Consider the following 21,517-nt stretch of genomic DNA (forward strand, 5'->3'; position numbering starts at 1 on the left):
AAAATATTAAGACCCTTTTTTTTGTGAATAATAATTATTAATATCCAAAAATTACTCAGCTGGTTAATACCTCCAAAGGTCTTCCAATCAATTCTAATTCTCAAAATATATTTAGATTATTTACTTCCTAAATCTAATATTAAATACCTCCTTTTTTTATTAACCTAAATAACTTTATATCTATATTTTTCCAATTTATCACAAGACACAACTTCGTAGTTCACGAACCTTTTTTTTATAATTACTTGATTATCAATTTTAAACTTATTCTAATCGGTTATTTTCAACTGATTAACTAATTATAGAATAATTTCATAAAAAAATGTTAAAATTAAGATTAATTTTAATATTTTAACACTTTCGTTCCCAAATCTATACTTAACAACAGTTACAATTTAAGTAATGCTAATTATCATATAATTGGTGTGTTCAAAAATATAGATTATGATTAAAAAATTACTCTTATTAATGGTACTTGTATTTTTTATTAATACAAGCTCATTTGGACAATGCACTAACACAGTTTCTTATGGTTCTGCAATTGCTCCTTCAAATAACACACCCACTACAATTAGTGGTTGTAATTACCAAAATGAATATGCAACAGTTTCTAATGTAGTGGCTGGTGAAACCTATGAAATCACAAATTCTTGCGGTGGCTACGTTACCATAAGAAGTAACACATTTAATGGACCTCTTGTAGCAAGTGGTAATGCACCTTTTTCGTTTACAGCTCTTAGTAGTGGCAACCATTACGTTCACTTCAATACCAATGCTGCATGTGGCACTGCTACTAATTGCTGTGTTACTGAAATATCATGTACGTCTTGCAGTGGACCTCCTCCAATAACTAATGATGAACCCTGTACTTCAATTTCCTTGGCTGTTAATACAAGTTGCGTCTATTCTAGTTTCACAAATGCTGGAGCAACAGGAAGCACAGGACCTCCAGCGCCTGGTTGTGCAAACTATTCTGGTGGTGATGTGTGGTTTACAATTACTGTCCCTGCGAGTGGTGCAGTTAATATTGATACAAACTCAGGTGTATTGACAGATAGCGGAATGGGAGTTTATTCTGGAGCATCTTGTAATGGTTTAACCTTAATCGAATGTGATGATGATGGTGGCCTTAATCTCATGTCCTCCATCACATTGTCAGGGAGAACTCCTGGTGAAACTATTTATATTCGTTTTTGGAATTTTGGAAATAATAATCAAGGCACTTTTAGTATATGCGTTTCTGAACCTCTTCCTCCACCTCCAAATGATGAGCCATGTAGTGCAGACACGCTCACACCAAATGGTGTTTGTGTAAATACATCAGGTTCTATTTATAATGCTACAGACTCAGGCATTGATGCTTGTGGCGGAACACCAAACAATGATGTATGGTATGTATTTCAAGCTACAAACCCAACTCATACAATTAATATTTCAAATGTAACTGGAAATACGACAGACATGTATCATTCCGTATATGGCCCTTTCACTTCCGCAGATTGCAGTGTTGTGGTCGGAGCCAATTTAAATTGTTCTGACGGCGACAATAGTGTTACTTCAGGATTAGCAGTAGGTTCTTATTATTTTGTACAAGTGTTTTCTTGGTCATCTGCCACAGGTGCAACCTCTGCATTTGATATATGTGTAACAGAGCCTTGTTTAATCTCAACTCCGCCTTTAACAACACTTGCATGCCCTATCGTAGATATTACACCAGATACAGGTTCAATAGCCTCTTGTGGCTCAGCAACTAGCTCTGTAGATTTAACTGCTACTTATACAGATTTAGGAGATACTTCAGATTATGATGTAGATTTAATTACCTTCAACACGACTTCATTCAATAATTTTGCAGGAGCAGCTACAAATTCCGTAGCACTTGCGGGTGACGACAGATGGTCTGATGTTTCTTATGCAATCCCTTTTAATTTTTGTTTTTATGGTGCTACTGTTACTGACTTTGTTGTTGGTGCAAACGGAGTATTGTCCTTTGATACTAGTTTAACTAATACGGCTTCAGGTTATTCATTTAATAATGATTTGCCGAGCACTAATGGAGCGCTCTTTGAAAATGCTATTTATAGTGCCTATCAGGATATAGATCCAAGTGTCGGTGGCTCCATAAGCTATGGAACAACTTCAGTAAATGGATGTAACGTTTTAGTAATATTATGGGACAATATTCCAATGTTTGATAATGGTAATTTTGGATCAAATACCAAACGTCATACAGCAATGATTGTATTGTATGAATACACCAATATTATTGAAGTCCATATTGAGGAAAAGGTTGTTGATGATGGCCCTTGGAATGGTGGTAATGCTATAGTTGGCGTACAGAACCTAGGAGCAACTGATGCAGTTGTAGCTCCCTGTAGAAACAGCTTAGATGATAATTGGGCAACAACCAATGAAGCATGGAGATTTACTCCTGGAGGAACTTCTATTTCCAACTTACAGTGGCTAGTTAATGGAACTCTAGACCCTACATATAATGGGCAACCAACAATTTCAGTAAGTCCGATAGCTACAACAACTTATACTGCACAAGTCACATATAACCTTTGTAATAGCACCACACTAATTATTACTGATGATGCGATAGTGAGCACTGGAGGTGGTAAAATTTGGGACGGATCGGAAACAACAAATGATTGGATGGAACCTTTAAACTGGTCTGATAATGCTATACCAACCTCTTCAGACTGTGTCATTATTCCTGTTACTGGTAATGACCCTATAATTTACATTAATGATAATGGTGATGGCCTCAACTTAAGCATTTTAAATGGAGCCACATTAACAATTCAATCTGACGCTTCTGTAACAATTCAAGATTTTGTTGACATTCAAGGTACAAGTACATTTCAGTTAGATAATGGTGCTAGTTTAATACAAGTAAATAATGTAGTCAATACTGGAAATATTACACTCGACAGAACAACTAATATTAGACTTACTGATTATGTATATTGGTCTTCTCCAACAACTAACTTTAGTGTTTTTAATATTTCACCAGCAACACCTGCTGGATATATCTTACAGTGGAATCCTTCTTTTGACAGACCCAATGGCCCTCCTCCAACAAATGTTCCAAATGATTATGGTCGCTGGGAAACTGCCACAGGGAACATGTTATTGGGGAAAGGATATATTTTAAGAGGCCCAAATGGTCATCCAACCACTCCCACAAACTATACTGCAACTTTCACCGGAACTCCAAATAATGGGGACATAATTAGCAATATTTTTAGAGGTGTAAATATTTCAGATACTTATTTTGATCAAAGTAGTACGCAAATCACATCCGAAGATGATAATTGGAACCTAATTGGCAATCCATATCCTTCAGCAATAGATGCCATTGACTTTCTAACTACAAATGGAAACATCGATGGTGTGGTTTATTTATGGACCCATGGAACTGAAATAAACACAACTAGTGGTGACCCTTTTTATGATGATTATTTTTATAATTATGAAGTTGCAGATTATATTGCATATAACCAAACAGGCACATCTACTCCTGCTAGCTTTGATGGTAATATTGCCTCGGGACAAGGTTTCTTTGTTCTTATGAATGAACCACCAGCACCAGCATCTTCAAGTTCAACTGTCTCATTTAACAATACTATGAGGCAACTATCTCCTAGCTATAATAATAGTCAGTTTTATAGAGTAGATGCTCAACAGAATGATAATAATACAATTGAAAGACACAGAATTTGGTTAGATATGATTACTCCAACAGGAAAAACAAATACAACACTTGTAGGTTACGTTGAAGGCGCAACAAATACTAGAGATAGAATGTATGATGCCGTCACTGCAACTGGAGAAGGTTTCAACCTTTACACTCTAATAGATGATAAAGCGTTCTTGATTCAAGGGAAAGAAGCGCCTTTTATTGATTCGGATACTGTGCCACTAGGAGTTAATCTTATAGAAACCGGGATCTATAGTATTGCCATAAATACTCTAGATGGTTTATTTTTATCTAATCAACAAATCTATATAGAAGATAAACTGTTGAATAGTATTCACAATTTAAAAAATGCTCCTTATGTCTTTACTTCTAATCAAACAGAAACTATTGATGATAGGTTTGAACTTAGATATACAAATGAAACTTTAGGAGTAAACGCGTTAGACGGTACTGATGGTATTTCAATAATTACTCCTAACAGCGACTATATAAAAGTCACTTCGGAAATTGGAATCATCAATACTATAGCTATTTACGACATTGTAGGCAGAGTGCTTTTTAAAACGGAAGCTATAAATCAATCAGACTTTATTTTAAACCAAACAAGATTATCTGATGGCACTTATATTGTAAAAGTAGAACTGTATAACGGTAAGCAAAAAATCCAAAAAGTCGTCATAAGACAATAATTATTAGTAATCAATAAACGACTAAAAAGGCCATGATTTTAAATAATTAAGGTCTTTTTTAGTTACATATGTTTCGCGTCCAAAAGATATATTTTGGGAGGTAACATGACAAGTGCTGTATTTTATCAAATGAGCGAAGACATCCAAACCATAGATGATATAAAAAGGGGTCATCAATAATTCAATTTGCTATCTCAAAATGAATCTGCTCATGATTCATTAAAACAGAAGTTGTTTTCAAATTATAATATTTCAGAAAAATAAAGGAAAAAACAGCCATACCAATGTACCCTCTAAGGACTAAATGTTTAGAAATTATAACCATATCAAACTCTATTCAAAAATCTTTTTAATTTACATTATCTTTGTAAGATATGAAGAAATTTATTCCCATTGAAGACGGTGATTACTATCTAACACCCGAAGGCTATCGCTGTTTCACAGAACAATATCATCTCAAAAGAGGTTATTGCTGTGAAAGCGGATGCAGGCACTGCCCATATGGCTTTAACACTTCAACACAAACCAAGACAAACTAATTCTACATTAAAAAAAAAGTAATGCCAAAAACAACATTTCAAGACCAAATACAAGAAGGCATTCCCAATAGTCTTCCAGAACCAAAAGCCTATGATTCATCTATAAATCATGCACCAAAACGCAAAGCTATTTTATCTTCGGAAGAACAAAAACTAGCCTTAACAAATGCACTTCGTTATTTTGATAAAACGCATCATAAAACGCTACTTCCAGAATTCAAGAATGAATTGGATACCTATGGCAGAATTTATATGTACCGTTTTCGTCCGGACTATAAAATATATGCTAGACCAATTGATGAATATCCTGCAAAGTCAAAACAAGCAGCGGCCATTATGTTAATGATTCAAAACAATTTAGATCATGCTGTAGCTCAACATCCACATGAGCTTATTACTTATGGAGGTAATGGAGGTGTATTTTCTAATTGGGCTCAGTATCGACTTACGATGAAATATCTTTCAGAAATGAATGATGAGCAAACACTTGCCATGTATTCTGGTCATCCAATGGGATTATTCCCTAGTCATAAAGACGCACCACGAGTTGTGGTCACCAATGGAATGATGATTCCCAATTACTCACAACCTGATGATTGGGAGAAATTTAATGCTTTAGGTGTTACACAATACGGACAAATGACCGCAGGAAGTTACATGTATATTGGTCCACAAGGCATTGTACATGGAACCACAATTACAGTACTTAACGCCTTTAGAAAAATAAAAAAATCACCAAAAGGAAACCTCTTTGTGACCTCAGGACTTGGAGGAATGTCTGGAGCGCAACCAAAAGCAGGAAATATTGCTGGCTGCATTACGGTTTGCGCAGAAGTAAATCCTAAAATCACACAAGTACGATTAGACCAAGGTTGGATTGATGAAAAAATCACAGATTTAGACCAATTAGTTACTCGTGTTAGAAAAGCAAAAGAAGAGAAAGAAACTATCTCTTTAGCGTACTTGGGAAATATAGTTGAGGTCTGGGAAAAATTTGATCAAGACAACATTCATATAGATTTAGGGAGTGATCAAACCTCACTTCACAATCCTTGGGCTGGTGGCTACTATCCTGTTGGGTTATCTTTTGATGACGCTAATGAGATGATGTCTAATGATCCAGATGTGTTTAAAGCGAAAGTTCAAGAATCATTACGACGCCATGCACAAGCAGTTAACAAACATACCGCTAAGGGCACTTACTTTTTTGACTACGGAAACGCCTTCTTATTAGAGGCTTCTCGCGCTGGAGCTGATATCATGGCAGAAAACGGTATAGATTTCAAATACTCTTCATACGTTCAAGATATCATGGGACCTATGTGCTTTGATTATGGTTTTGGTCCGTTTAGATGGGTTTGTGCCTCTGGAAAACCAGAAGATTTAGCGAAGACTGATGCGATTGCATGCGCTGTACTAGAAGACATTAAAAAGAATTCACCTGAAGAAATCCAACAACAAATGGAAGACAATATCCAATGGATTAAAGGAGCTCAAGACAATAAATTAGTTGTTGGCTCTCAAGCTAGAATTCTATATGCAGATACAGAAGGACGAATGAAAATTGCGCAAGCTTTTAATGATGCCATTCAAAAGGAAGATATAGGCATCGTGATTCTAGGAAGAGACCATCACGATGTATCAGGGACAGACTCTCCATATCGTGAAACTAGCAACATATATGACGGCTCGCGCTTTACAGCAGATATGGCCATTCAAAATGTAATTGGAGATAGCTTTAGAGGAGCAACATGGGTAAGCATACACAATGGTGGAGGTGTTGGTTGGGGCGAAGTCATAAATGGTGGTTTTGGTATGGTTATTGATGGTAGTAAAGATGCAGAAAGACGTTTAAAATCTATGCTTTTTTGGGATGTCAACAATGGGATTTCAAGACGTAGTTGGGCAAGAAATGAAGGCGCTGTTTTTGCCATAAAACGTGCGATGGAAAACGAACCTAATTTAAAGGTAACACTTCCTAACATAGTAGATGATACACTATTGGCCACATTACAGTAACTCAAATAAAAAAAATCAATATGAACGATTTAAAAAATGTCCACGATCACTTAATCAATACGAGTGGCGTGGGTAGAAAAATACTGAGAATAGCACCAATCTTAATACTTTTAATGTTCATAACCTCATGTAGTTCTATAAAAGTTGCTGCAGATTATGATAAAGAAGCAAATTTTGATAGCTACAAGACATTTGCCTTCTTTAAAACAGGTATCGATAAGGCCGAAATTAGTGATCTCGATAAGCGTCGAATTCTGCGAGCAATTGAAAACGAATTATTAGCTCAAGGCTATATCAAATCTGAAAACCCAGACTTATTAGTAAGTATATTCACTAAATCCCAACAACGTGTAGACGTTTACAATAACAATTGGGGCATGGGTGGCTGGGGCTGGGGAGGTTTTGGCCCTTGGGGAATGGGTAGATTTGGTGGAATGGGAATGGGAATGAATCAACCAATGATTTCAACGCAATCTGAAGGCACACTCTTTATTGATTTAGTAGATGCTAGAGAAAAAGAATTAGTTTGGCAAGGCATGGGAACAGGTTATCTCCCTCGTAATATTGAAAAGAAAGATGAACGCATTAAAGAATTCGTATCAAAAGTTATGGAAAAATTTCCTCCTGAGGTTCAAAAATAGAATTTAGAAAATAAAAATTAAAAAGAGCACTAACATAAATGTTAGTGCTCTTTTTTTATGGTTAACGACTAAGCATTTGTGCTTCATTTCTAAAAGCCTACCTTTGCCGACTTTTAAGAGATGTAAACTATGATACTAGGTCAAATAACCAGGAAAAATTTCACACAAAACCCTAAAAACGATATTCTTTCGGGATTAACCGTAGCGTTAGCATTGGTTCCAGAGGCAGTTGCCTTTGCCTTTGTTGCTGGAATACCACCTCTTGTAGGTTTGTATGGTGCCTTTATGATGGGTATTGTAACCGCTCTTTTTGGAGGCCGACCAGGAATGATTTCTGGAGCTACAGGCGCAATGGCTGTAGTCATGGTGCATTTAATACAGAAAGGAAATGAAGTTGGTGTAAATTTAGAAACTCCAATTGAACTACTTGGGCTACAATGGTTATTTATCACTTTGCTTTTTGTTGGTGGAATTCAAATGTTAGCAGGTGTTTTAAAATTAGGAAAATTTGTGCGCCTAATTCCGCATCCTGTGATGATGGGATTTGTCAACGGATTGGCAATAGTGATTTTTCTTTCACAATTAACAATGTTTCCTAATGCAGTACCTAACGATATTTCGTTCTTAGATAATACTTCAGAGTGGTTTTCAGCTTTATTCTCTAATGGGATATTTTGGAAAATGATGGCATTTATTGCCTTAACTATGGGAATCATGTTTGGTTTACCTAAACTCACTAAGAAAGTCCCTTCTGCGTTAGTTGCCATCCTCGTTGTTGCAGGTATTACTATTTTTGGAGGCATCGATGTCAGTACAGTAGGGTCTTTTATAGTTGAAAAAGGCGGAGAAGGATTAGAAGGAGGATTACCAACATTTCAAGATCAAATTTTTGGTCTCTTCGGAACAATTGCTGGACACTGGGATTTGATATTATCAACTGCTTTCATACTTGCTGCTGTTGGTTTAATTGAATCTCTTATGACGCTTAACCTCATTGATGAAATGACAGAGACTAGAGGAAGTGGAAATCGCGAGTGTATTGCTCAAGGTGGAGCAAACTTACTTAACGGATTATTTGGAGGTATGGGAGGCTGTGCCATGATTGGACAATCTATTATCAATGTTGATTCTGGAGGTCGTGGCCGACTATCGGGAGCAATAGCCGCTATAGCTCTTCTTTGCTTTGTATTATTTGGCGCTCCATTAATTGAGCAAATTCCAATTGCGGCTTTGATAGGTGTTATGTTTATGGTAGTTATCGGTACGTTTGCTTGGAGTAGTTTCAGGGTTATTAGAAAAATCCCTTTATCAGATGCTATTGTACTTATCGCAGTATCTGCTATTACCGTTTGGCAGGATTTAGCAATTGCAGTTATTGCAGGTGTAATTATTTCTGCTTTAGTATTTGCATGGAAAAATGCAACAATGATTAGAGCACGAAAACGCATACAAGCTGATGGTACGAAAACTTATGAAATATGGGGACCACTATTCTTCGGTTCAATTCAAAATTTCAATAGCAAATTTGATGTTAAAAATGATCCGCAAAATGTAGAAATAGACTTTGTAGAATCTCGAGTGAGTGATCATTCTGCGTTAGAAGCTATATCTAATTTAGTGAACAAATATGAAGCCGAAGGCAAGACCATAAGACTGAAGCATCTTAGTGAAGACTGTAAACTACTAATGTTTAAAGCCAGCCCTAAATTTAAGGAAGTTATTGTAGAAGCTATAGACGATCCTCGCTATCACTTGGCAGCAGATCCTGAGAAATTCACAAAGCCACTTTCAGAATATAAAATGTAAAAAAAAAGGACCCTAATACCTTAACAATAATCAGTTAAGGTATTAGGGTCGTTTAACTATTAAACGAAGATAGAATTACTTCGCTATTGTATTTTCCAAATACGTTTTAAATTGCTGTTCTGTTAGAACAGTTTTTAATTTACTATTAATATAATCTTGCATTTTGGCTCTTTTTGCGTTCTTTTTAGACGCGTCTTCAATCGCTTCAATACCATTCATTTTTTTCTCTGCCGACGCAAAAATACTGTATATTTTTTTCTGTTGATCAGCTTCTAACTTGTTAGTTCTTGCTAATATATTAACAACCTGATTTGTCTTCTTTTGAGCAAAATCTTGCATTATTGTGCTAGAAGATGCTAATTGAGAGTTCGCTTCGGTTTGAGCAAAAGACGATTGGCTACCAGCAAACAAAAGACATGCGACACTTAAAAATAAAATTTTTTTCATGATATATGTAAATGAATTAGAGGTTCAAGATACAAAATTTGTTTAATCAACACTACCGCATTTCGCAAATAATATATATCAAATTACAACTTAGCTAACAGTGGCTTGTAATCAGATAGCAAAATAGCAGTATTATAATTGACAGTTATTACTATATTTACCGATTGCTTACTATAAGAAAACAAGCGTGCATAAACGCTAATTAATAATTGAGTATTAATTCAATCTTATCTTTAACCTTTTCCGTAGAAGGAATCATAGTTTCCTCTAAAACTGAATTTAACGGGATTGCTGGCATATTCTCACTACCAATAGTCATTACTGGAGCATCTAAATACTTGAAACATTCTTCTTGGATTTTTCCAGCCAAAGCTCGTGCAAAACTATTATTCGACGGTTCTTCGGTTACCACTAAACACTTTCCGGTTTTCTTGACAGACGTCATAATGGTATTTTCATCTAAAGGAAATAAGGTTCTCAAATCAATAATTTCAATTTGATCTTTCATTCCCAATTCTTCTGATGCATTCATTGCCCAATGTACTCCCATTCCGTAAGTCACGATAGTTAGCGTTTCTACATCTTCTTGTTTCCAGATTTCTTGTAATACCCATGCTTTACCAAATGGCAACACATAATCTTCACTTGGCTCAATAGACGTTGCACCTTGTGTTCCTTTAACTTTAGACCAATACAAGCCTTTGTGTTCTAAAATAACAACCGGATTGGGATCATAATATGCAGCTTTCATTAAACCTTTTAAATCGGCTCCATTACTTGGATACGCTATTTTTATGCCTCGAATATTAGTAATTACACTTTCTACCGAGGACGAATGATAAGGTCCACCACTGCCATAAGCTCCAATTGGTACACGAAGAATCATAGACACAGGCCATTTCCCATTACTTAAATAGCAACTACGGCTCACTTCAGTAAATAATTGGTTCAATCCAGGCCAAATATAATCGGCAAATTGAACCTCAACAATCGGCTTCAACCCTACAGCGCTCATACCAACTGTAGAACCCACAATAAACGCCTCTTGAATTGGCGTATTAAAGACACGATCATCTCCAAATTTCTGAGCAAGGGTTGCTGCTTCTCTAAAAACACCACCAAGCCTTCCACCAACATCTTGGCCGTAAAGTAAACACTCTTTGTGTTTTTTCATGAGTTCTTCAACTGCAAATAAAGCACAATCTACCATGACCACTTTTTCTGCGCCTTCCGGTGCTCGTGTTCCTTTTTCTTCGGAAATAGGCGTTGGTATAAAATCGTTAGTAAATAAATCTTCAGACTTTGGGTCTTCTGCTTTTAAAGCTTTTTCAAAGTCGGACTGCACTTTTTCTTTTGCCTCTTTTTCAATACTATCTATCGCTTCCGAAGTAAATCCGTTATCTAATAATTGCTGTTTTAAAACAGGGTAAGGATCTCTCGATCTCGCTTCTTCGAGATCATCACGATACCATTCCATTCGCACACCAGAGGTATGATGATTCAATAAAGGTACTTTAGCATGCACCAAAAATGGACGACGTTCTGTTCTAATCGTATCAATTACTTTTTCAACCGCTTCGTAACTCTCCACGAAATTAGCACCATCAATAGAGATAGCTTCTAATCCATGAAAACCTTGTGCATATTCAAAAGCATTTTGCGCTCTTGTTTCTGCAGCATTTGCCGAAATATCCCAACCATTATCTTGCACTAAATACAAAATTGGCATTTGCTTTAAAGCTGCCATTTGAAAAGCCTCAGCTATTTCACCTTCTGTTACAGATGCATCCCCTAAAGAACACACTACAAACGGTAAATCTTTAAGTGCTTTATCATCTAAACCTTGCAATTCTTTATACTGCATTCCCATCGCAACTCCAGTTGCAGGAATAGCCTGCATACCTGTTGCTGAGGATTGATGCGGAATTTTAGGTTTATCATCATCCTTTAAACTCGGATGAGAATAATAGGTTCTACCTGCAGAAAACGGATCAGATTTTTTTGCTAATAATTGCAACATTAAATCATAAGGCTCTAATCCAAATGACAACAACATCGCATCATCTCTATAATACGGAAACGCATAGTCTTGAGGTAATAATTGCATTCCTAAAGCGATTTGAATCGCTTCATGACCTCTAGAGGTGGCATGTACATATTTTGAAACTTGCTTAAAATTTGCTTCGTACAATTCTGTCATTGCTTTCGCTGTGCACAGTTTTGAAAATCCTTTTCTTAGTATGTCTTTATTCATCTTTAGTGCCCACGAAATTGGGTATCTATTTTAATTATTCAGTCTGTCATTACGAGGAGAGAAATGACGCAGCAGTCTAAAATAAGATGCTTCGCTTCACTCTGAATGACAATTCAATTATATTTTTCTATCCACATCAAATTGCTCAAAGTAATCCGCAACACGACGTACAAAGCTTCCACCTAAAAACCCATCAACAACTCTATGATCAAATGACAACGACAAATACATCATACTTCTAATGGCTATTTCGTCACCTTTTTCAGTTGTTATCACTTCTGGTCTTTTCTTGATAATTCCTACAGCAAGAATAGCCACTTGAGGTTGGTTAATTATTGGTGTTCCCATGACACTCCCAAAAGTTCCAACATTGGAAATCGTGAATGTGCCATCGCTAATATCATCTCCAGATAGTTTATTTTCTCTTGCTTTCCCTACTAGTTCATTTACGTTTGAAGCTATTGTTTTCAAATCTTTTGTGTCAGCATTTTTAACCACTGGGACAATTAAGTTTCCACTAGGCAGCGCTGTTGCCATACCAATATTAATAGCTTCTTTTACGATAATATTATGACCATCTACCGAGGCATTTATATTTGGGAAATCTTTTACTGCTTTTGCCACTGCTTCAACAAACAACGGTGTAAATGTTAAACGTTCACCATACTTTTCTTGAAAAGCGACTTTATTTGCATTTCTCCAATTAACCATAGTAGTCATATCAGCTTCTACATAAGCTGTAACATGCGGAGATGTGTGTTTTGAATACACCATATGATCAGCAATCATTTGACGCATTCTATCCATCTCAATCACTTTCCCTTTCCCTTTATCGAAGGTCAATTGTGGGATCCTATATGCAGTTGGATCTTTCTCTGCAATGGGTTGCGCAAATTTATATGGTCGGCCATCCTCTATGTACTGAAAAACATCACTTTTACGCAAACGACCATCCTGGCCAGTTGCTGGAATTCTTGCTAACTCATCAAAACTGATATGTTGCGTTTTCGCTATTTCAATAATTAAAGGTGAAAAGAAATTATTTGAATTCGACACACTAACACTTTGATTAGAAGCCTCCTGAGGCTTAACAACTCTCTGTTTTTTGATCTCTTTTTTAGTCTCCTTTTTCTCCTCGGAAATTGGCGCATTTTCAGACTTTGGCTTTACCTCTTCAGACCTCTCTAAAATTGCAAGCACCTCTCCTACTGGAACAACATCCTTAGCATGAAATATAGTTTTCAACAATGTACCAGATACTGGAGCAGGTACTTCGTTATCCACTTTATCTGTAGCAACTTCAAGTATGATATCACCTTCTTCAAAGCTATCTCCTTCAGCAATCAACCAATTAATGATTGTGCCTTCAGTAATGCTTTCACCCATTTTAGGCATTTCTAATTCAAATTTCGACATGTTTATTTTTTTAGACCACAGGTTTTAAAATCTATGAAGTCTTTTTAAACTCTTTATTTCTTCATAAAATCCCGAAGTGTTTTATAAACATCTTCTTGAATTTTCATCGTTGAAGGCACCTCTCTTAAGGGCTCTACTTCTTTTAAACTCTCATGACAATCTGATGGTAATTGCTGGTACAATTGTGTTCCTTTTGTTTTCCATGCCATCATATCATCACTAACTTCTTTAATCACTTTTGCTGGATTACCGACTACTAAACTTCGTTTTGGAATCCTAGTTTGAGCTTTTACAAAGGCCATTGCACCTACGATGCACTCATCTCCAATTTCCGCATCATCCATAATAACGGTATTCATACCAATGAGACAATTTCTTCCCAAATTAGCGCCATGAATAATGGCTCCATGACCAACATGTGCACTTTCTTTAAGTGTAATTGACTTTCCAGGAAACATATGAATTGTACAATTTTCTTGAACATTCACACCATCTTCTAAAATGATTTGTCCCCAATCACCACGAATTGCAGCTCCAGGTCCTATGTAACAGTTTTTACCAATAATTACATTTCCTGTAACTGCAGCTAGTGGATGCACGAAACTTGTTTCGTGAACAACTGGTGTATAGCCTTTAAAACTGTATATCATAAATAAATTATTAATTATATCGTTACGAGGACGAAGAATGTCGCAATCTTATCACAAGATTCTTCGCTATGCTCTGAATGACAGCTCTATTTAAATCCTTTTAATTTCTCTTTTGTAAACTCAGACAATACTAGTCGTCCGCTTGTTTTTGCACGTTCTGCTAACAACTCATCCCAATCATCAGTACCTTTCCAGAATACTTTTTTCATTTCGACAATTGCCTCTGTGTTATACGTGCATAAATGCTCAGCTGTTTCTTTTACAGCAGCATCCAATTCTTCATTACTCTCATATACCTGTGTGAATAAGCCTTTTTGTTTAGCCCATTCTGCAGGATAAAACGAATTCGCATCAATCGCTATTTGTGACATAGCGCTTAATCCCATTTTACGTTCAATAGCTGGTCCAACAACGAATGGTCCAATACCAATATTTAATTCACTCAACTTAATAGCTGCGAATTTTGATGCCATGCAATAGTCAGTCGAAGCAGCTAAACCAACACCACCACCTACGGTTTTTCCTTGTATACGTCCAATGATAAATTTTGGACATTTACGCATAGCGTTAATCACATTCGCAAATCCTGAAAAGAAGACTTTCCCTGTTGCTGCATCATTGATGTTTATTAATTCTTTGAAGCTTGCACCTGCGCAGAAGGTTCTTTCTCCTCCACTTTTTAAAACGATTACTTTAATAGCATCGTTTGCTCCTGCATCTGTTATTGTATTTGCTAATTTAGCAAGCACATCTCCTGGTAGGGAATTGTGTGCAGGATGAAAAAACTCGATATATCCTACTTCGTTTTCTATGTTTATTTTTACATATGGGTCTGTCATCACGCTGGCGTGTTCCCGTAAAAACGGGAATCTATTTTTATGGTTAAACGTTATATTCTTAAGATTCCGATTTCTCGGGAAACCTTTGGGAATCTCTTAATTATTAAACTTAAATTTCTTCATATAAATACTTCCAATCAGGGTTTGCTTTTTCAATCAACTCTAATTTCCACTCTCTATTCCATTTCTTCATCTGCTTTTCTCTTAATTTAGCTTCTACTTCTGAATTATATTCTTCATAATAAATGAGCATATCTAAATTATATATTGCTGAAAACGTCGTTGGATGCACTTTATTTTTATGCTGATATATTCTTTTCTTTAATCCGCCTGTTTCTCCAATGTACAAAACGCCTTTTGATTTATTTGTTATTATATAGACGTAATGTTTCAAATTAACTATTGTTTTTGAGACACCCGATTTCTCGGGTGATTCGAGCAGTTTAATTTGCTACAGCAAATTGAACTGCTCGAAATGATGATTCAAATGCTTCCTCTCCAATAAGTACCACTCGTATTTACTTAATTCTCCAAAAACCATATTGTTCAATTTAGCTTCTGAATTTTCTTTAAAATAATTTAAGTATGCTTCTCTTTGCGTCTTAAATTTCTCAACAGCAGTTGTTAAATTAGGATGTTTTAAAGAGTCAAGTGTATCTTTTTCTAATAAAGGAAATCTTGAATTCTTAGGAAACTTATCATGGTTATATAAACTGTTATGCACTTTCTCTAAAATGGTCTCTGGTGTTGCAATTTCAAAATCTTGGACCTCACCAGCTGCAATTTTATAAGTGTACTCTAAATGCTCAATCATATGCTGAGGGGTCATAATTCCCCATTCTGGCTTAGCATCTTCTACAAGCTTAGATAAACAGTCTATAATTTTATCTTCAGTCATTTCAATAAAGATCTCTTGCTTTTTTTGAACCATCGTCAAAATAGTTGCAATCGCTACTAATTCATCTTCGGCATCGAACACCTCAACATACCATTTTACGATTCCGCTTGGATGCTCTGCAGATGCGACATCACGATCTACTTTTTGCTTACACGTCAATCGTACATAAACCGTATCATTATGATATAAGGGACGTAAAAAACGACAATCTTCTAATCCGTAGTTTGCTGCTACAGGTCCTTTATTTGGATAGACGAATAATCCTGCTGCTGCTGAAATAATGAAATAGCCATGAGCAGTTCTCTTCTCGAAAATACTTCCTTCTAATGATGTAATATCTGTATGCGCATAGAAATGATCCCATGTTACATTCGCAAAGTTGATGATATCTGTATCTGTGAATGTACGCTTATGTGTTTTGAGTGACATTCCTGGTTGAATATCTTCCCAATGGTATTTGAATGGATGCATTTCTGCTTCCTTATATTTTGCATTTTGCTGGTAAACACCTGTAATCTCTGTAATTGTAGTTGGTGAACCCTGAATAGCGGTACGTTGCAAGTAATGCTTAATACCACGCATTCCTCCCATTTCTTCTCCTCCTCCAGCACGTCCTGGACCTCCATGAACTAAGTAAGGCAAGGGAGAGCCATGACCTGTACTTTCTTTAGCACTTTCCCTGTTGAGTACTAATATTCTTCCGTGGTGGCTTGCAGCATTAATGACATAATCTTTAGCGATTTTATCGTCGTTAGTTGCAATTGATGACACTAAAGATCCTTTACCCATTTGAGCCAATAAAATAGCTTCATCTAAGTTTTTATAAGGCATTATTGTACTTACTGGACCAAATGCTTCTCGTTCGTGAATGACTGTATTTTGAAATGGATGATCTGCTCTTAATAAAATAGGACTTAGAAAAGCACCTTTTTTAGCATCTGCTCCAATCGTTTGAATGTTATCTAAACTTCCGTAAACAATTTGTGCTTCTTTAGCTAAATCATTTACTGAATCTCTTACTGCCTGAACTTGTTGATGGTTTACTAAAGATCCCATTCTGACTTCTTTTAGTCTTGGATCTCCAATGGTAACTTTATCTAAAGCTTTTCCCAGAGAAATCTGAACATCTTCAATCAAATTTTCAGGAACAACAATTCGTCTAATTGCTGTACACTTTTGTCCAGCTTTAGCCGTCATTTCTCTTCGAACTTCTTTTATGAATAAATCAAATTCTGGTGTTCCTGGAATAGCGTCCTCACCTAAAATAGAAGCATTTAAAGAATCGGCTTCCATCGTAAATGGTACTGACTCTTGAATTAATCTTGGATGTGCTTTAAGCAACCTTCCTATTCTTGCTGAACCTGTAAAGGTGACCACGTCTTGAGATTCTACGGTGTCTAATATGTTTTTAACGGTTCCGTTTATGATTTGTAAAGCGCCTTCTGGGAGAATACCTGAAGCAATAATTTCTTTTGCCACAGCTTCTGCTAAATACGATGATGATGGTGCTGGTAATACTACAGCAGGAACTCCAGCCATCCAATTTACAGCACACTTTTCTAACATTCCCCAAACTGGAAAATTAAAGGCATTGATATGCACTGCTACTCCTTTTTTAGGCACCATAATATGATGTGCCATAAAACGTCCGCCACGAGATAAATCAATAGCATCACCTTCTACATGATACGGTTGATTTGGAAAGAGTTTTCTTAACGATGCATTGGCGAATAAATTACCGAAACCACCTTCTATATCGATCCAACTATCTACTTTAGTTGCTCCTGTTCTATAGCTCAAATCGTAAAACGAATCTTTCCTTTTAGTCAAATATAGTGCTAATGTCTTGAGCATGTTTCCACGTTCTTGAAAGGTCATTTTGCGAAGTTGCTCTCCGCCTGTTGTTCGTCCGTAGTTAAGAATTTCTGGAATATCTAATCCTTCAATGGCGACACTCGTAAAAGCTTCGCCTGTTACTGAGTCGAGAATTGGTTGTCCTTCTTCTTTTCCTGTTGTCCAGCTTCCAGTAACGTAATGTTCTATCTTTCTCATAAGCTTTGTGCTTCGGTTAATAAGATTTCCGTTTGCACGGAAACAAGATGATGTATTTTACTTATCATTTTTTTTCTCTACTTTCATTTTGTCTTGAAACAAAACGAACCAAAAATTCAAGTTGAAATGAAGAATTTTAAAATCCTATCTACGGATTTAAAACCTAAAAATAAAATCTAAATTTTTTCCAAGGTTTCAAAAATTCTTAACGCTTTTATTTTTTTATTCTGCATTTCAACGTTGGTCTAAACGTTTACATTTAATTTTTCTAATAGACTTATATCGCACTAACTTCTGCGTTAGCGATTGAACGGTCTGTTTGAACTCCTTGAAAAGAGCGAGTAGTGAAAGCGCGACCCTTGTGGTAACGCCCAAATCATTTTATTTACTCACATTTTCTATAATTGCTGCATACCCTTGTCCAACACCGATACACATCGTTATTAGTGCATACCTTTTATTCTGCTCCTTCAACTCCAACGCTGCTGAATACGCAACTCTAGCGCCTGTAACACCGAGTGGATGACCAATAGCAATTGAACCGCCATTTGGATTCAATCTTGGGTCATCATCTGCTAACCCCCAAGCTCTTGTGCACGCCAACGCCTGTGCTGCAAAAGCTTCATTGAGTTCTATCACATCCATATCGTCCATAGTCAATCCTGCTTTTTCCAAAGCTTTATTTGAGGCTTGAACTGGACCAATACCCATTAGTCGCGGCTCTACACCAACAACAGCAGAACTTACGATTCTTGCTAAAGGCTTTAGGTTGTATTTTTTTACTGCATCTTCGGAAGCAATAATGGTCGCTGCTGCTCCATCGTTTAATCCGGAAGAATTTCCTGCGGTGACGCTTCCACCTTCTTTTTTGAAAGCTGGACGTAATTTTCCTAATATTTCTAAAGAGGTTGTTGGTTTAACAAACTCATCTTTTGAAAATCGAATCGGGTCTTTTTTACGTTGGGGAATTTCTACTGTTACAATTTCTTTTGCTAGTCGACCGTTTTCTTGCGCTCTAGTTGCCTTTATTTGGCTCCAATGAGCAAACTTATCTTGATCTTCTCTAGAGATATTATATTTCTCTACTAGATTTTCGGCAGTGTTTCCCATACCATCCGTTCCATAGAGTTTCTCCATTTTAGGATTAATAAAACGCCATCCGAATGTTGAATCATACATTTTAGAGTCCCCTCCAAATCCCGTTGATGGTTTTGCGATAACGTATGGTCCGCGTGTCATATTCTCGACACCTCCAGAAATGAATACATCGCCATCCCCAGCTTTAATTGCACGATTAGCGTGTATGATTGCTGACAATCCTGAACTACACAATCTATTAACTGTTTCACCAGGAACCGTGAATGGTAATCCTGCTAATAAGGATGACATTCTCGCCACGTTACGATTGTCTTCTCCAGCTTGATTAGCACAACCCATAATGACATCATCGTAGGCTTCTTTTGGAATGCTGGGATTACGTTTAACGATTTCTGAAATAACTAATGCTCCTAAATCGTCTGTTCTAACAGCAGACAATGTGCCTTTGTAACTTCCTATTGGTGTTCTTATTCCGTCTATTATGTATGCTTGTTTCATAATTCTTTTAATTGTAATTCTTTAATTATCGTTTCTCCTAAAGCAGAATTTTGAGTTGACATATTTGATTTAGACGTTACATATAATTTATTTTTAAAAATAATTTTATTAGTATTTAACTCTTGTAAAAGAATGTAGACAGTAAAATAAAATTTTCTTTCACTCTGATCTCGAATATTTTCCCTAAAAGATCTTTCTTTTCCTAATAAAACATAACAAACACTATCAAATTTATTTGAATCGAAATTCAATTTATCAAAATCAGTATCAATATCTTCAAAGCTTTCTATTCCTAATGGATAATTCATATCGGTATCAATAATAAATTTTGACACGAAATCCGGGTTATTTGTTCTTTTGGTAATCTCGTTTGCTAAACTTTCGTAGAAAGATTCAAATTCCTTGTAACCTTTCATATAAAACAAAATTGAATCAAATGATTCAAAACCCTCATTAAAAAACTCATCTGTTTTATTTATCCCAGGATTAAATGAATAATTATTATTTGAAGATCCACAATTAAAAAACAGAAATAGTAAGCATACTATTATTAAAATCTCTTTCTTCATTTTATCAATCATTTAATTTCAAAGTGCTGAAAACGTATCCCCTTGTCTAATATCTCCACTATTGTAACCTTTCATGAACCACTCCATGCGTTGCTCTGAAGTTCCATGGGTAAAACTATCTGAATTCACATTTCCTCTAGTTCGTTTTTGAATCGCATCATCACCAACTGCATTGGCTGCGCTCATAGCTTCTTGAATATCTCCAGCCTCTAGGTATTGTTTATTGTAATGCGCCCAAATTCCTGCATAGAAATCTGCTTGTAATTCTTGAGCAACAGAGAGTCTATTCGCTTCCGTTTTGCTCCCTTGAGATTGTAATTGTCTTACTTTATTTGATGTTCCCAAAAGCGTTTGAATATGATGACCAACTTCGTGAGCGGTAACATAGGCGATGGCAAAATCACCACCTTTAGCTCCAAAACGAGTTTGTAACTCATCAAAAAACACCAAATCCATATATAATTTTTGACCTGCAGGACAATAAAATGGTCCTGAAGCCGAGCTTGCATTTCCACAACCCGTAGATACCGTATTTGTGAACAATACCATTTTTGGTTCCTTATAATTACCTAGATTATTTTCTTTAAAAATTTGATTCCAAACGTCTTCAGTATCTGCCAAAACAGTTCCCATGAAGTCACCCATTAGTTGTTCGTTTTTCGTCAATTCACGAGTTGCAGAAGGTTGTGAAACTTGACTCTTAACAACTTGCTCAACCAAAGGTGCTAGTTGCTGACCTGTTTCACCTCCAAAAAGCTGAAGTAGAATTACTACGACTGCGACAACGCCTCCACCAGCAATAACCTTTCCTTTATTACCACCACCACGACGATCTTCTACATTTCCACTTTTTCTTCTACCTTGCCATTTCATAATACGTTCTCTTAACTATGCTTTTAGATATTTGACTGTTTACTTATTCCCAATCTTTTTGAGTTCTATACACCACACCTTTAAACAGTGCTACTAATTCGTCACCACGTTTTACTTCAATAATATTGAACCCTAGCTTTCTGTTTACTTTTTCTATTACAGACTCTGCAATCAAATAATCTCCTTCATCTAAAGCTTCGATATGGTTGATACTTGTTTCAATGGACACTGCAAATTTACCATGTGTATTTGCTGCAAAGCCGAAAGCGGTATCTGCTAATGAATAACTAATTCCGCCATGAGCTTTATTCATGCTATTGAGCATGTCGCCTCTTATTGTCATTGCGACTTTGCAACGACCAATTTCGCATTCTAAAATCTCAATACCCAACCATTGGCTGTAGGCATCTTGTGAAAGCATCTTATGTGGTACTTGTTCTCCTTTCATATTATTATCTGTCATTGCGAGGACAAAGGACTTAGCAATCTCGTATTAAGATTCTTCGCTTTGCTCTGAATGACA

The 21,517-nt window shown here is 36.2% G+C and carries 16 protein-coding genes; 5 read left to right on the forward strand and 11 right to left on the reverse strand.

Going from position 1 to position 21,517, the window contains the following annotated elements; translation table 11 throughout:
• Positions 1-444: 444 nt before the first annotated feature.
• From H593_RS0105500 to H593_RS0105520, 5 genes are all read left to right on the forward strand, one after another.
• Positions 445-4,395 (forward strand): T9SS type A sorting domain-containing protein, encoded by a 3,951-nt coding sequence (locus H593_RS0105500; protein ID WP_028871517.1) that lies wholly within the window; start codon positions 445-447, stop codon positions 4,393-4,395.
• A gap of 374 nt (positions 4,396-4,769) precedes the next feature.
• On the forward strand, positions 4,770-4,934 hold the full coding sequence (locus tag H593_RS20975; RefSeq protein WP_169338349.1) for a C1orf53 family protein: 165 nt from the start codon (positions 4,770-4,772) through the stop codon (positions 4,932-4,934).
• Between the two features lie 21 nt (positions 4,935-4,955).
• The gene (locus H593_RS0105510) at positions 4,956-6,953 is read left to right on the forward strand and encodes a urocanate hydratase (protein ID WP_037051593.1); all 1,998 of its coding nucleotides are present in this window, start codon (positions 4,956-4,958) and stop codon (positions 6,951-6,953) included.
• Positions 6,954-6,973: 20 nt separating this feature from the next.
• Positions 6,974-7,594: a DUF4136 domain-containing protein gene (locus H593_RS0105515; RefSeq protein ID WP_084142275.1), complete on the forward strand. Its 621-nt coding sequence runs from the start codon at positions 6,974-6,976 to the stop codon at positions 7,592-7,594.
• Positions 7,595-7,723: 129 nt separating this feature from the next.
• Entirely contained in the window at positions 7,724-9,400 is a 1,677-nt protein-coding gene (locus H593_RS0105520; protein WP_028871520.1) for a SulP family inorganic anion transporter, read from the forward strand.
• Positions 9,401-9,475: 75 nt separating this feature from the next.
• On the opposite strand, the gene H593_RS0105525 is transcribed toward H593_RS0105520, so the two are convergent.
• The 11 genes from H593_RS0105525 to H593_RS0105575 all read right to left on the reverse strand — a co-directional run bounded on the left by H593_RS0105525 (position 9,476) and on the right by H593_RS0105575 (position 21,442).
• Positions 9,476-9,847 (reverse strand): hypothetical protein, encoded by a 372-nt coding sequence (locus H593_RS0105525; protein ID WP_028871521.1) that lies wholly within the window; start codon positions 9,845-9,847, stop codon positions 9,476-9,478.
• Positions 9,848-10,049: 202 nt separating this feature from the next.
• A complete protein-coding gene (locus H593_RS0105530; RefSeq protein WP_028871522.1) occupies positions 10,050-12,101 on the reverse strand; it encodes an alpha-ketoacid dehydrogenase subunit alpha/beta in 2,052 nt (683 codons plus the stop codon).
• Between the two features lie 117 nt (positions 12,102-12,218).
• Complete coding sequence (locus tag H593_RS0105535) at positions 12,219-13,517, reverse strand: dihydrolipoamide acetyltransferase family protein (RefSeq protein ID WP_028871523.1); 1,299 nt, start codon at positions 13,515-13,517, stop codon at positions 12,219-12,221.
• 53 nt (positions 13,518-13,570) lie between these two features.
• Positions 13,571-14,167 carry an acyltransferase gene (locus tag H593_RS0105540; protein ID WP_028871524.1) on the reverse strand — a complete coding sequence of 199 codons (597 nt, stop codon included), beginning with the start codon at positions 14,165-14,167 and terminating at the stop codon, positions 13,571-13,573.
• Positions 14,168-14,253: 86 nt separating this feature from the next.
• On the reverse strand, positions 14,254-15,006 hold the full coding sequence (locus H593_RS0105545; RefSeq protein WP_028871525.1) for an enoyl-CoA hydratase/isomerase family protein: 753 nt from the start codon (positions 15,004-15,006) through the stop codon (positions 14,254-14,256).
• A 109-nt stretch (positions 15,007-15,115) separates the two neighbouring features.
• Positions 15,116-15,400 carry a GIY-YIG nuclease family protein gene (locus H593_RS0105550; RefSeq protein WP_028871526.1) on the reverse strand — a complete coding sequence of 95 codons (285 nt, stop codon included), beginning with the start codon at positions 15,398-15,400 and terminating at the stop codon, positions 15,116-15,118.
• Between the two features lie 57 nt (positions 15,401-15,457).
• The gene (gene paaZ / locus H593_RS0105555) at positions 15,458-17,956 is read right to left on the reverse strand and encodes a phenylacetic acid degradation bifunctional protein PaaZ (protein WP_028871527.1); all 2,499 of its coding nucleotides are present in this window, start codon (positions 17,954-17,956) and stop codon (positions 15,458-15,460) included.
• Positions 17,957-18,337: 381 nt separating this feature from the next.
• Positions 18,338-19,552, reverse strand: coding sequence for a 3-oxoadipyl-CoA thiolase (gene pcaF / locus H593_RS0105560; protein ID WP_028871528.1), 1,215 nt, complete (start codon positions 19,550-19,552; stop codon positions 18,338-18,340).
• Entirely contained in the window at positions 19,549-20,121 is a 573-nt protein-coding gene (locus H593_RS0105565; RefSeq protein ID WP_147231567.1) for a hypothetical protein, read from the reverse strand. Before H593_RS0105565 ends, pcaF begins: the two co-directional genes overlap by 4 nt.
• A gap of 18 nt (positions 20,122-20,139) precedes the next feature.
• Positions 20,140-20,994, reverse strand: coding sequence for a KPN_02809 family neutral zinc metallopeptidase (gene ypfJ / locus H593_RS0105570; protein WP_028871530.1), 855 nt, complete (start codon positions 20,992-20,994; stop codon positions 20,140-20,142).
• 43 nt (positions 20,995-21,037) lie between these two features.
• Positions 21,038-21,442, reverse strand: coding sequence for a PaaI family thioesterase (locus H593_RS0105575; RefSeq protein WP_028871531.1), 405 nt, complete (start codon positions 21,440-21,442; stop codon positions 21,038-21,040).
• Between the last annotated feature and the right edge of the window lie 75 nt (positions 21,443-21,517).

This window comes from Psychroserpens burtonensis DSM 12212, assembly GCF_000425305.1.
Classification (GTDB): Bacteria; Bacteroidota; Bacteroidia; order Flavobacteriales; family Flavobacteriaceae; genus Psychroserpens; species Psychroserpens burtonensis.

What these genes read in the sequence shown, in the direction of transcription:
- H593_RS0105500 (WP_028871517.1), top strand. Translation starts at nt 445, where the DNA reads ATGATTAAAAAATTACTCTTATTAATGGTACTTGTATTTTTTATTAAT.
- H593_RS20975 (WP_169338349.1), top strand. Translation starts at nt 4,770, where the DNA reads ATGAAGAAATTTATTCCCATTGAAGACGGTGATTACTATCTAACACCC.
- H593_RS0105510 (WP_037051593.1), top strand. Translation starts at nt 4,956, where the DNA reads ATGCCAAAAACAACATTTCAAGACCAAATACAAGAAGGCATTCCCAAT.
- H593_RS0105515 (WP_084142275.1), top strand. Translation starts at nt 6,974, where the DNA reads ATGAACGATTTAAAAAATGTCCACGATCACTTAATCAATACGAGTGGC.
- H593_RS0105520 (WP_028871520.1), top strand. Translation starts at nt 7,724, where the DNA reads ATGATACTAGGTCAAATAACCAGGAAAAATTTCACACAAAACCCTAAA.
- H593_RS0105525 (WP_028871521.1), bottom strand. Translation starts at nt 9,847, where the DNA reads ATGAAAAAAATTTTATTTTTAAGTGTCGCATGTCTTTTGTTTGCTGGT.
- H593_RS0105530 (WP_028871522.1), bottom strand. Translation starts at nt 12,101, where the DNA reads ATGAATAAAGACATACTAAGAAAAGGATTTTCAAAACTGTGCACAGCG.
- H593_RS0105535 (WP_028871523.1), bottom strand. Translation starts at nt 13,517, where the DNA reads ATGTCGAAATTTGAATTAGAAATGCCTAAAATGGGTGAAAGCATTACT.
- H593_RS0105540 (WP_028871524.1), bottom strand. Translation starts at nt 14,167, where the DNA reads ATGATATACAGTTTTAAAGGCTATACACCAGTTGTTCACGAAACAAGT.
- H593_RS0105545 (WP_028871525.1), bottom strand. Translation starts at nt 15,006, where the DNA reads ATGACAGACCCATATGTAAAAATAAACATAGAAAACGAAGTAGGATAT.
- paaZ (WP_028871527.1), bottom strand. Translation starts at nt 17,956, where the DNA reads ATGAGAAAGATAGAACATTACGTTACTGGAAGCTGGACAACAGGAAAA.
- pcaF (WP_028871528.1), bottom strand. Translation starts at nt 19,552, where the DNA reads ATGAAACAAGCATACATAATAGACGGAATAAGAACACCAATAGGAAGT.
- H593_RS0105565 (WP_147231567.1), bottom strand. Translation starts at nt 20,121, where the DNA reads ATGAAGAAAGAGATTTTAATAATAGTATGCTTACTATTTCTGTTTTTT.
- ypfJ (WP_028871530.1), bottom strand. Translation starts at nt 20,994, where the DNA reads ATGAAATGGCAAGGTAGAAGAAAAAGTGGAAATGTAGAAGATCGTCGT.
- H593_RS0105575 (WP_028871531.1), bottom strand. Translation starts at nt 21,442, where the DNA reads ATGAAAGGAGAACAAGTACCACATAAGATGCTTTCACAAGATGCCTAC.